Source organism: Stenotrophomonas sp. STEN083 (genome assembly GCF_056759195.1).
In genome coordinates, this window is the sequence record NZ_JBRRCU010000003.1 from 131,187 (window position 1) to 143,505 (window position 12,319).

The following is a 12,319-nucleotide window of genomic DNA, read 5'->3' on the forward strand; positions in this document are numbered from 1 at the left end:
GATGAATACGGACAGTACTGACAAGGGTGAAGTGGACAATGACTTCGTCGCAGCAGCAGCACCAGCAGATGGAACGGCCATGTCGGTTCCAGACGTCGTGCGTGCGACGGTCCTGGAACTGATGAAGTACGGCCTGCTAGAGCAGGCTAGCAAGCCCAATCTGTACCGCAATGCCCTGCTGTACACGCAGGAGGTGGGGATGGTGCTGGCGTGGCTGGGCCTGGCGCTGCGCATTGATGATGTTCGTGGCCTGGCATTTCTGGTGGTCGCTGCCGGCATGCAGCAGGAAGAGGATGAATGGTCACATCCGTTGGTGCGACGGCAGCGGCTGACCTTGGAGCAGTCCCTGCTGGTCGCGATCCTGCGCCAGCAGTTTGTCGCCCATGAAGTGGAGTCTGGTCTGGGCGCGGTGGACGCCGAGGTCGCACTGGAAGACCTGCAGTCGCACCTGCAGGCCTACCTGGGCGACATGGGTAGTGATGCCCAGGAGCGAAAGCGCCTGCTCGGCCTGCTGGAACAGCTCAAGGTGCATGGCATTGTTTCCGATGTGGATCAGCAGGAGCGGGTGACGATACGGCCCATCATTGCCCACCTGGCCAACCCCGAGAATCTGACCAACCTGGTGCAGGCGTTGCAGGCGGCTGCGGGCGGGCAGACGGATGCTGCGCAGGAGGGCGAATGATGGGAAAGTCCAAATCCTCATCGGCCGTGGCCAGCCACGTCCTGACCCGGCTCGATGTCTACGATTGGGGCGCGTTTGGCGGACGGCACAGCGCGACGATCGATCTGCAAGGCACCGCCATCATCGGCCCTACGGGTAGCGGCAAAACCACCTTGGTCGATGCCCTGATGACGCTGTTGGTGGCCAACCCGCGCTACAACCTGGCCTCCACCGGCGGGCATGAAAGTGACCGTGATCTGGTGTCCTATGTGCGGGGCGTTTCCGGCGCCGGCAACGATGGTGTTGGAAACGAGCATATCAGCCGTCCCGGTGCAGTCGTTACCGCCATCTCGGCGCGCTTCAGCGATGGTGAATCGGTACTGCGCATCGGTGCTGTGTTCTGGTTTGAAGGCAGCAGTTCGGCGCTGACGGATCTGAAGCGGCGTTGGTTGTTCTGCCAGACGGATGCTTTGGATATCGAACACTGGTTGGAAGCGCACCTGGACAATCGGTCGCGCGGGCTCAAGGACCTTGAACGCCAGCATGCAGGGGTAAAAGTCTACGAAGCGAAACAGGCCTATCTGGCCAGGTTGCGGACCCATTTCGAGGTCGGCGAGAACGCTTTTTCCCTGCTCAACCGCGCTGCTGGTCTCAAACAGCTCAACAGCATCGACAGCGTTTTTCGTGAGTTGGTACTTGACGATCGCTCGGCATTCGAGAGCGCCAAAGCTGTCGTGGAAGAGTTCGACACCTTGGTTGGAATCCGCCAGGAGCTGGAGACTGCAAGAAGGCAACGTGATGCGCTGCTGCCCGTCGCCAGTGGTTGGCTGGAGCACCAGAAGCAATGTGCCGTGGTGGAGGAACTGAGCGGCTTGAAGGTGATGCTTCCGGTCTGGTTCGCGCAGCAGGCCGCCACCCGTTGGCGAGCGCGTGGGACGGAGTTGCAGTCCCGCGCAAGCAGTCTCGAAGCTGCAGTGAGCGATACCGGGAGGCAGGTGGCGCAAGCACAGAAAGCGGAAAGTGATGCCCAGGCCGGCTATCTGAGGGCGGGAGGTGGTGACGTCCAGCGGCAGCGGGAGCTGATCCAGATACAGCAATCATTGCTGGCCAGTCGCAGCCGCGGTGCCGATGACTATCAGCGAATGGCGCGGGCATTGGCCATGGATGAGAGCCTGACCGCCAGTGCCCTGCACGCCAATCAGGCGAAGGCGGTTCCATTGCGCAGTGTTCACGAAGCTGGACACACGCAGCAGCGGCAGAAGGCGTGGGAGTGCGGCTCCGCGCGTGCGGCGCTGGAACAGAGCGACGCTGAGCTACGGGGCGCTTTGGCGGGTATCCGGCAACGCCCGGGTTCCAATATTCCACTGCCGCAGCAGGACTTCCGACGCGGCCTGGCCGCGCATCTCGGGGTGAATGAAGAGGATGTTCCTTTCGTGGCCGAGCTGGTCGAGGTCAAGCCGGAGCAGAAGCACTGGCGCGGTGCCATTGAGCGCGCGATGGGCGGGGAACGCTTGCGACTGCTGGTTCACCCGGAGCGCATTGGCGTCGCGCTGGATTGGATCAACACGCGTGACAACCGGCTGCGCGTACGTCTGCATGAGGTTGATTTGAAGGCGGAGCCGGTGTCCTTCTTCGATGATGGCTTCACCCGCAAGCTCAACTTCAAGGCGCATCCGCTACGCGAAGCGCTCAAGCGGCTGCTGTCCGGTATGGATCGGCATTGCGTCGAGGATGCCGCGACGTTGCGACAGATGCCCTACGCGATGACGGCGCAGGGCTTGATGTCCAGCCGTCGCAGCTTCTTCGACAAGGACGACCAGACGCCGTTGCAACAGGGCTGGATGACGGGGTTCGACAACCGCGACCAGATCGCCGAACTGGAGAGGCAACTCGAACAGCTGCAGGAGCAATTGGCGAACGCCCGCAGGGAAGAAGCCGATGCACAGGCACAGACCGAAGCTTTGGCCAACAGCCTGCGGTTGCTGGATGTGCTTGCAAAGATCGTGTTCGATGACATCGACCTGCCCAGTACGCAGATGGAGTTGGCCAGGCAACAGGCAGTGCTGGACCGGCTCACTTCGCCAAGCTCGGACCTGGCCGCAGCCGAACGTCGCTGGCACGAGACGACAGCCGGTTTGAAGTTGCTGCGCGATGAAGAGGTTCGCCTCCTCACCGAGGCCAAGGTTCTGGAGCGGCAACAGCTCGATGCCGCGCACAGAGTGGAACGGCTGTTGCTTCGTCTTGGTGTTGGTCTGGATGCAACGGCACAGGCGCTGGCAAGCACGCATTTCGGAAAACTCGAGGAGCTTGCGCTGGAGGATTTCGACGAGGTAGAGCGGCGCCGCAGCGACGAGCTGCAGCTGCGTCTGGACGCGGCTACCAGCCAGCGTGGAAAGATCGAAAAGCGCCTTGTAGCCGATATGAAGGATGCCAAACAGCTTGACACCGGCGCCTTGGTCGAGGCTGGTAGCGATCTGCTGGACGTGCCGGAGTACCTAGAACGCCTGCGGGTGCTTGAAGAGGAAGCGCTGCCGGACAAGTTCGGGCGCTTCCAGAACTATCTCAATCAATCCTCGGATCAGGGCGTGGTGCAGCTGCTCAACGACGTGGACAACGAAGTAGCCGTCATCGAGGAGCGTATTGCCGATCTGGATGCGACGCTGGAGCGGGTGGATTTCCAGCCGGGTCGCTATCTGCGGCTGGAACCGCAGCGGGTGGAGCATGAAAGCCTGAATACCCTGCGCAAGGCCAGGGCGCAGTTGCGCTCGGCCCAGCTCATGGATGATCTTGGCGAAAGCCACTACCGGGCGCTGACCGGTTTGGTGAGCCTGTTGCGTGAGGCCGTGGACCGGCGCAAGACCCTGGCGGCGTTGGCGTTGCTTGACCCACGTCATCGTCTGCAGTTTTCGGTGCTGGTGATCGAGCGCGGCAGCGGCAGGATCATCGAGAAGCGCACAAGCTCGCAAGGCGGCAGTGGTGGCGAGAAGGAGATCATCGCCAGCTATGTGCTCACCGCGTCGTTGAGCTATGCCTTGTGTCCACCTGGCGCGGCCAGGCCGTTGTTCGCCACCATCGTGCTGGACGAGGCGTTCTCGAAGAGTTCGCAGGCTGTGGCGGCACGCATCATCCGTGCCTTGGCTGAATTTGGTCTGCACCCGTTGTTTGTCACACCCAACAAGGAGCTGCGCCTGCTGCGTGAGCACACGCGCTCGGCCATCGTCGTACATAGCCGCAACGCCCATGCCACGATCACTTCACTGAGCTGGGAGGAGCTTGATGCCTACGCGCAGGAGCGCGTGCAACGGCGGGAGGCGCGCGTTGAAGTCACCTGAGCAGCTGGCGCGCCTGCTTGCGCGTCAATGGCAGGACGCGACGCATCGCCAGCAGCGTTTGCTGGACCCGCAGGTCTGGCCGCTGCGCCTGCCTATCGGGCGTCCAACAGCGGCAATGTTCACCCACGACACCGCACGCCTGCGCGAGCTGGTGGCGTCATGGCGTGCAGTCACGCTTGGCGATGTGGAGTGGCGGAGCGAGAGCTACCGCAGTGGTGCCAGCGTGGTGCAGTTGCCGCGCTACTGGGTGCTGCACGACGCTTTGCAATGGGCATTGGCGAGTGCGGACATTGAGGTGCAGCACGAGCAAGCGGTGCTGCAGGGTCTGCTTGCGCAGACGCCACAGCAGTTTCACCGCTTGTTGGTCAGGCAGCGTGGTCTATGGCGCGGTCGTCCCGAGCAGGAAGTAGTTCAAGCTGCCGCGCTGGTGATGGAATTGGAGCCAGGGTTGGCGCAAGGAGCGCCGCTCCGCGGCTTGGCGCGTGCTGGCATCGACAGCAAGTTCATTGAGCGCAACCGCGCATTGGTCACTGCATTGGCGGACCTGCGGTTTGATGGTCAGGTATCGGCGCAGGGTTTGGCGGGCTTTCTGGAAGCAGCCGATGAAGCCGAGCATTGGTTGCTGGTGGTGCCATTGGTGGAAGGGTTGTTGCCTTTCCAGCAGCAGCGCGTACGGGCACGTGAACTGATGATCAAACCATTGCCCGGTGAACGGGTGTTGGTGATAGAGAACGAGCGCTGCCTGCACTTGCTGCCTACGCTGCACGGAACCATCGCAGTGCTGGGCGCAGGTCTTGATCTTGGGTGGCTTGCAGCACCTTGGTTGCAGCAGCGACAGGTGGGCTACTGGGGTGACATGGACAGCTGGGGGCTGAAGATGCTGGCCCAGGCTCGCCACTACTGTCCCCAGTTGCAGCCTTTGCTGATGAACACATCGCTGTTTGAGCAATATGCCAACGAGTTGGCTGTGGTTGAACCTACGCCGGTCGACGCGGCAGTGTTGTTGGGCTTGGAGCCCGCCGAAGCGTTTTTTCTACGTTATCTGCAGTGCCGGGAGAAGGGAAGGATCGAGCAGGAATTTCTGCCACGGCAGACGGTGGTTGCAGCCTTGCAGCGCTGGGCTGGGCAAGGTCGAGAGTGAAACGAGAACGATGAGAGATATGCAGCGGGACGCCCATCGATTCACGAGCGTTCTGCGCGCCTCCAAGGGGCATGTGGCAGGAGTCTGCACGCGTTGGTGCGATGGGTCTGGCACAGACTGGTAGCAGTGTGAGCCGCTAAGCTGAAGTTGCTGAGGTTCCGGTTGCTTGTGCCATCGGATGATGGACGGGCTTCGCGGCTTATGGCCCGAGGCCACCCAGCGCCGCTCCCACAAAGAGCCTTGCAATGCTCCGTCCTCATGAAAAGCGCCGGCATTGCCGGCGCGTTTCCTTAGCGGAGAAGCGTCAACTCACGGTTTCACGGTATTGGAAATGATCTCCACCCAATAGCCGTCCGGGTCCTTGATGAAGGCCAGGCTCTTCATGCGGCCATCGCTCAGGCGCTTCTGGAACGGCACGCCGAGTTCCTCGAAACGCGCACACGCTGCTTCCAGTTCCGGCACCGACACGCAGATATGGCCGAAGCCACGCGGGTCGCTGTTGCCGTCGTGGTAGACCGGGCCTTCCTGGTTCTCGGTGCCATGGTTGTGGGTGAGTTCCAGCACGCCGGGAATGCCGGCCATCCACAGGCGGCGCTCGGCATCCTCCTGCGGCACCTGCACGCCGGCCGGCACGTAGGCCAGGAAGTACAGGCTGAACTGCGCTTCGGCGAAATCGCGCTGGTCGATCAGCTGGAAGCCGAGCACGCGTGTGTAGAAATCCAGCGAGGCCTTGATGTCCTTGACCCGCAGCATGGTGTGGTTGAACACGAAGCCGTTGGTTTCGGCCGGTACCTGGGCGGCGACGCCGGGCTGTTGAGCAAGGGTTTGAAGGCTCATGAAATCTATCCTGTTGCGATGAATGGGGGAGGGCACACGTGCAGCTGCGGCAACGCAATGCTCATGCAGAAAGTTGCATTTGAAATCGCTAGCGCAGCTTGCATGCGTCGATACAAAAAATCATCAACGGCATACCTTCAGTGGCTAGGCGGCTGCGCGCGCGCTGGCTATGCTGCGTCGCAGGATAGTCGTTGTTCCCCTGGTTTTGATGAAGCGCACATGCATTGCCTGATGTGCGCTGGGAAGTGACGCTGGCGCAAGGGCTGCGCGGATTGTTGGCAGGGGATGCCACCACGGACGGAGCCACGGCGTGACCAGCGGCGGTTGACAAGGTTTCGCTGCTCGCGTTATTCATTGTATGTATATACAAATAACGGAATTGTCCGGAACTTCATGTCCTACCGTATGTGCCTGCCGTTGCTGCTGATGCTGGTGCTCGCCGTCGAAGGCGTGCTCGGGGCATGGGCGAGCACGCGCATGGTGCTGCATGCGGACGGGGTTCCATCGGTTGCGGGGATTACCCGCGCGGCCAGCGCCAGCTGTGATCCGGTCCGAAGTGATCCGGTTAAAAGCGGCTTGGTCCAACGCGCATCGGTAGCGCTTGCTTCAAACGGTGACGGACACGACGAGCACACCGGCAAGTCGCCTGCCGGCCATGCCGATGAATGCAGTTGTGCTGACAGCGTCGGCTGCGAATGCCTGTGCGTGTTCACCATCTATCCCCCCGCGACGGCGCTGTTGTTCGCCGGTGCGCATCCGCCGGTAGCGGCCGATACGCCATTGCCGGCGCTGGTATTACCGGCGGGCAGGCTATCCCGCGTCTTCCGACCTCCCATCGCCTGAGCGGTTGTTCTCGCGTCACCACGACGTAGTAGTGAACCGTGCTCGCACCCGCGACCGCGGCTATCGCCCCGAGACAGAATCCCAGCGAGAGAGAACATGTATTTGAAGCCCCAAGCCTTGGCTGCGGCCATCGGCACGCTGTTGTGTGCCAGCGCCGTCCACACCGCCAATGCGCAGGACGCGCAGCCCCCGAATGAAGCCGCCCGCACGCTGGATGCCGTGCAGGTCACCGGCAGCCACATCAAGCGCGCGCAGTTGTCGGGTGTAGGCCCGGTCAGCGTGATCGACGCGCAGGCCATCGAACGCTCCGGCGCCACTTCGGTGGACACGCTGTTGCAGCGCCTGCCGGCCTCTGCCGGTTTTGCCGGCAGCCAGAGCAATGCCTATTGGGCCGAGAATGGCTACGGCACCACCCAGGTCAACCTGCGCGGCCTCGGCATCAACCGCACCCTGGTGTTGCTCAACGGTCGCCGCATCGTCAATGGCGGAACTGGCGCCAACAGTTCGGTTGATCTGAACATGATCCCGGTGTCGCTGATCGAGCGCGTGGAAGTGCTCAAGGACGGTGCCTCGGCCATCTATGGCGCCGATGCGGTGGCGGGCGTGGTCAACATCATCACCAAACAAGGATTCGACGGCGCCGAGGCGGCAGTGCGCTACGGCCAGACCACGCGTGGCGATGGCGACGAAACTGCAGTGGATCTGGCTTGGGGCGTCACCAGCGATCGCGGCTCGTTGATGGCCGGCATCAACTATGCCGAAGGCGGCACGGTCAACATGGCCTCACGCGCGCCCTGCGGCCTTGCCGAAGTGGACGGCAAGCTGGTGTGCTCGGGCAGTTCCACCACGGTAGGCGGCCGCGCGCTGCTGGCCGATGGCAGCCGCGTCAACTTCAACCAGGTGCTGGGTGGCAACGGCGATTTCTACGAGCCGTACTCGGCTGCCAAGCACAATTACAACGGCAACCCCACGCTGAACGCGGTCAATCCGATCAAACGGATCAGCATGAGCGTGTTCGGCGACAGCCAGCTCAGCGAGAACATCACGGTGTTTACCGAGCTGATGTATACCAACCGGCAATCCGACCAGCTCGCGGCGCCGGGCGGTCTGGGTGTTTACCGTCGAATCAATATCGCCGCCGACCACCCGACCAACCCCACCGGGCAGGACCTGTGGTTGCAACGTCGGCGCCTTGAAGAGGCTGGCCCGCGTCACTTCTCGCAGGAGGTGAATACCTTTCGTGGCCTGGTTGGAGTGAAAGGGCAGTTCGGCACCGGCTGGGATTGGTCGGCTGCCTTGAACTGGGGACGCAACACCGGCGTCGACGGCTCGGACAATGTCGCCAATCTCGACCGCGTCGACCAGACCTTGGACCGCAGCATCTGCAGCCCGGTGCCGGGCGCAGCGATTCCCTGCGGTGACTACCTGGGCCATGGCGACCTCAGTCGCGAAGTGCTCGACTACATTCTCTATAGCTCGCGCGATACCGGCGGCAACGAGCAGAAGAGCTTCACTGCCAACCTCAGTGGGCAGATCTTCGAGCTGCCTGCAGGCTGGGTGGGCTTCGCCACCGGTGTCGAAGTGCGCAAGGAGCGTGGTTGGCGCAATCCCGATCCGCTGACCGTGCTGGGCATCGGCAACACCAATCAGCAGGACCCGATTGCCGGTGAATACACCGCCAAGGAAGTCTTTGCAGAGTTGGCTATTCCGTTGCTGCAGGACAACGTGATCGCAGATTCGCTGTATTTGAATCTGGCTGGCCGTGCCTCGGACTACGATCTGTTCGGTCGTGACTACAACTACAAGGCCGGGCTGGATTGGCAGGTCAACCCCTCGTTGAAAGTACGTAGCACCTATGCCACAGCGTTCCGCATCCCGAACATCCCGGAACTGTTTGGCGGCGTGGCCGAGGGCAATCTGACCACCACCGATCCGTGCAGCAACTGGTCGGCGTTGCCGGCGGGCTCCACGGTCCGTGCCAACTGCCAGGCCTATGGTGTGCCGGTTGGCTATGTGCAGCCGGGCAATACCATCCTCACCACCTCCGGTGGCAATGCCGATCTGACGCCGGAAGACGCCACCTCGTTCACCGCTGGCGTGGTGTGGACGCCTGAATTCCTGTCCGGTCTGACCTTGACGCTGGACTACTACAACATCCGTATCAAGCACGCGATCCAGCGCATCGACGGTTCTGCCAAGTTGAAAGCGTGCTACGAAACGCCGGGTTTGGTACATCCCTTCTGTGATGCCAGCAACTTCACCCGCGATCCACGCACTGGCGAGGTGGATTTCCTGTCCTCGCGGCCGCTCAATGCCGCCAACGAGCACGTCACTGGCTATGACTTGGGCGCATTGTATGAGTTCAAGGCAGCAGGCTTCGATGCCAGCGTCAGCGCTGATGTGTCCTATCTACAGCGCTATGACGTGCGACCGTATGAGGGGGCCGACCTGATCGAGTACGCCGGCAAGATCACTGGCGGCCGCGGTAGCTACGCCAAGTGGCGCGGCCTGGTATCGATGAATGCCTCGCGCGATCAATGGTCGGGCACCTGGAGCACGCAGTACATCGGCCGTGCCGATGACTTCATCGCGGCACGCGGTGCCATCGGTGACCACGCGCCGTCGGTGTTCTATCACAACCTCCAGCTCAAGTACGCGGTGAGCAAGGCGCTGGATATATCGCTGGGCCTGGACAATGTCTTCGACAAGAAGCCACCGTTCATCCAAAGCTACACCGATGCCAACACCGATACGATGACCTACGACCTGCTGGGTCGCCGCTGGTACGCACGCATCGGCTACCGCTGGTGATTGGATGCGCCCCGTCGCAGTTGCGGCGGGGCGCGTCATTGAACGAGGACGATGTTGATGAAACCCGCATTCTGGGCACGCCGTGCCCACAAATGGATCGGTCTGGTGATCGGTGTGCAGGCGCTGCTGTGGATGCTCAGCGGTGTCTACATGACCGTGGTGCCGCTGGACGTGATCCATGGCGACCACCTGGCCCACGTGCATGGCACGCCGTTGCCGGCGCAGACCGCGCGCGTCGGCGCCGATGTGCTGGCCACGCGCTACCCGCAGATGGAGTCGTTCCGGCTCAAGCATGTGCTGGAGCGCGAGGTCTATGAGATCCGCCAGGGCAAGCAGAAGTATCTGGTCGACGCCGCCAGCGGCGAGCGCATGGCACCGATGGACCGCGAGCAGGCCACCGCGCTGGCGCAGTCGCTGTATCAGGGCAAAGGCGAAGTGGAGCGGGTGGAGTGGATCACCCGCGCGCCGTCGGAAGTGAAGACCCGCCCGGTTCCAATGTGGGCCGTGCATTTCAGCGGTCGCGGCGACACCACGTTGTACCTGTCGCCGGACAGCGGTGAATTGCTGGCACGCCGGCATGATCTGTGGCGCGTGTTCGACTTCGTGTGGATGTTGCACATCATGGATTACGAGAACCGCACCGACGTCAACAACACCTTGCTGCGTGTTGCCTCGATTGTAGGTTTGGTTTTCGCACTGAGTGGTATCTGGTTGTTGTTCTACAGCTTCGGCAAGCGGAGGAGCGCATGACGCCCTGGATGCGGACCCTGCACAAGTGGGTTGGCCTGATCGTCGGCCTGCAGTTCGTGGTGTGGTTGGGCAGCGGCCTGATGATGAGCCTGCTCGATCCGGACAAGATCGAAGGCAGCGCCCAGCAAGCAGCAGCTGTCGCCAATCCTGCGTGGCCGGCCGCGACAGTGTCGCCAAGTGTGGCGCTCGCTGCAGCCAAGGGTGAGGCGGCAACGCTGGACAGTGGCTGGTTGCTGCAAACGCCGGTGTATCGCCTGCAGTCGCCGGAAGGAACCGAGGTGATCGATGCCCGTGACGGAAAGCGCATCAGCATCGACGCAGCCGTCGCGGCGAATGTCGCGCAGGCGGCTTATGCCGGTGATGGTGTTGCCGCTGCGCCGCGGTATCTGGAGAAGACGCTGGAAACCAGGGCCAACCCGGACCCGGTGTGGCGCGTGGACTTCAGCGATGCGCAGGACACCAGCATCTACGTGTCCGCGCACAGTGGCCAGGTGATGGAGCATCGCAACGCGACGTGGCGGCTGTTCGACATCTTCTGGATGTTGCACATCATGGATTACAGCAGCCGGGTCGACTTCAACAACCCGCTGGTGGTGGGCATGGGCATTGGTGGCCTGTGGTTGGCGCTGACCGGTGTGTGGTTGCTGATCGCCAGTTTCCACCTGCAGGAGTTCATTCCGCGGCGCTGGCGTTCGCGCAGGCAGCTGATGGTCTATGCACCGGGCGGCGCGCATCTGCGCACGGTCGAGGTAGCCAGCGGTGACAGCGTATACGTGGCACTGGCGCGCGAAGGCATCAATCTTCCCTCCAATTGCGGTGGTGGCCAGAGCTGTGGCCTGTGCGAAGTGCGGGTGCGTGCTGGTGCGGGCAAGGCAACCGCGGCCGATCGTGCGCACGTGCCCGAAGCAAAGCGTAAGGTCGGCTGTCGGCTGGCCTGCAATCTGCAGGTGGATGAGGACGTCGAGATCGAAGTGGCCGGTGGCGCCAGCCTGTGGACCGAACACTGGGCAATCGTCGAAAAGGTCGTCGCGGTGACGCCGTTCCTGCGCGAGATCCATCTGCGCCCGGAGCAGGCCGCGGATGCACAGTTCCAGCCTGGCTGCTATCTGCAGCTGCACGTACCCGAGTACGAGCTGCCGCGCAGTGCGTTGTGGTACCCGGCCGAGCATGGCGAGGACTGGAAGGCACTGTCCCTGCCCGCGACCCTGCAGAACAAGGCGGCGGTACGGCGCTCATACTCGCTGGCAACGCCGGTGTCGAACGCCGACGGTGGCTTGGTGCTGCTGGTCCGCTTCAGCCCCGGCTGGCAGGAGAACCGCAAGCATCCGCCGGGCAAGGGCTCGACCTATGCCTACACGCTGCGTGAGGGCGACCGTGTCCGCTACAGCGGGCCGTTCGGTGACTTTGCACTCAGTGGCAGCGAGCGCGAGAAGATCTTCATTGGCGCTGGCGCGGGCATGGCGCCGCTACGTGCGCTGATCCAGCAGCGACTGGATGAGGGTGGTGGCGAGCGTATCCACTATTGGTACGGCGCCCGTGGCGAGCGCGATTGCCCGTATGTCGAGCAGATGCAGGAGCTGGCGCATGAGCATGCCAACTTCAGTTGGCATCCGGTGTGGTCAGGGCAGGGGGCAGACGCGCGTCGTGTGCATGAGGCGATGCATGAAGATCTATTGAAGCAGCATCCGGATCTTGCGGGTTGCGAGTTCTATCTGTGTGGGCCACCGGCGATGTTGGCGGCGACCAGGCAGTTGCTGCGCAAGCTGGGTGTTGCGGATGAGCGGGTTGCGTTTGATGACTTCAAAATCTGAGTAGTTTCGGGTCTGGCTGTTGCGGCTGCAGATGTCAGAGATCTGCAGCTGTTGCTGTTGCTGTTGCTTTTGCTTTTGCTTTTGCTTCGGCTCTGGCTTTGGCTTCGGCTCTGGCTCTGGCTTTGGCTTTGGC

8 protein-coding genes are annotated in these 12,319 nt (G+C 62.4%); 7 read left to right on the forward strand and 1 reads right to left on the reverse strand.

The features are described 5' to 3' along the window. Position 1 precedes the first annotated feature (1 nt). Genes ACVOK8_RS02015 through ACVOK8_RS02025 form a run of 3 tightly spaced genes read left to right on the forward strand, consistent with a single transcriptional unit; the run spans position 2 to position 5,134 of the window. On the forward strand, positions 2-682 hold the full coding sequence (locus ACVOK8_RS02015) for a DUF4194 domain-containing protein (RefSeq protein WP_481565338.1): 681 nt from the start codon (positions 2-4) through the stop codon (positions 680-682). Beyond that, complete coding sequence (locus ACVOK8_RS02020; protein ID WP_481565339.1) at positions 682-3,993, forward strand: ATP-binding protein; 3,312 nt, start codon at positions 682-684, stop codon at positions 3,991-3,993. The genes ACVOK8_RS02015 and ACVOK8_RS02020 overlap by 1 nt, the downstream gene beginning before the upstream one ends. Beyond that, on the forward strand, positions 3,980-5,134 hold the full coding sequence (locus ACVOK8_RS02025) for a Wadjet anti-phage system protein JetD domain-containing protein (protein ID WP_481565340.1): 1,155 nt from the start codon (positions 3,980-3,982) through the stop codon (positions 5,132-5,134). The genes ACVOK8_RS02020 and ACVOK8_RS02025 overlap by 14 nt, the downstream gene beginning before the upstream one ends. Positions 5,135-5,443: 309 nt before the next feature. Here the strand turns inward: ACVOK8_RS02025 and gloA are convergent, their stop codons facing one another. Beyond that, complete coding sequence (gloA, locus tag ACVOK8_RS02030; protein WP_481565341.1) at positions 5,444-5,971, reverse strand: lactoylglutathione lyase; 528 nt, start codon at positions 5,969-5,971, stop codon at positions 5,444-5,446. Positions 5,972-6,364: 393 nt separating this feature from the next. Here gloA and ACVOK8_RS02035 point away from each other — a divergent pair, with 393 nt between their 5' ends. From ACVOK8_RS02035 to ACVOK8_RS02050, 4 genes are all read left to right on the forward strand, one after another. Then, positions 6,365-6,814, forward strand: a complete 450-nt coding sequence (locus ACVOK8_RS02035; protein ID WP_481565342.1) for a CopL family metal-binding regulatory protein — start codon at positions 6,365-6,367, stop codon at positions 6,812-6,814. 96 nt (positions 6,815-6,910) lie between these two features. Beyond that, a complete protein-coding gene (locus tag ACVOK8_RS02040) occupies positions 6,911-9,625 on the forward strand; it encodes a TonB-dependent receptor (protein WP_481565343.1) in 2,715 nt (904 codons plus the stop codon). A gap of 57 nt (positions 9,626-9,682) precedes the next feature. Continuing rightward, positions 9,683-10,375 (forward strand): PepSY domain-containing protein, encoded by a 693-nt coding sequence (locus ACVOK8_RS02045; RefSeq protein ID WP_481565344.1) that lies wholly within the window; start codon positions 9,683-9,685, stop codon positions 10,373-10,375. After that, entirely contained in the window at positions 10,372-12,186 is a 1,815-nt protein-coding gene (locus ACVOK8_RS02050; protein ID WP_481565345.1) for a 2Fe-2S iron-sulfur cluster-binding protein, read from the forward strand. The genes ACVOK8_RS02045 and ACVOK8_RS02050 overlap by 4 nt, the downstream gene beginning before the upstream one ends. The last annotated feature ends 133 nt before the right edge of the window (positions 12,187-12,319 follow it).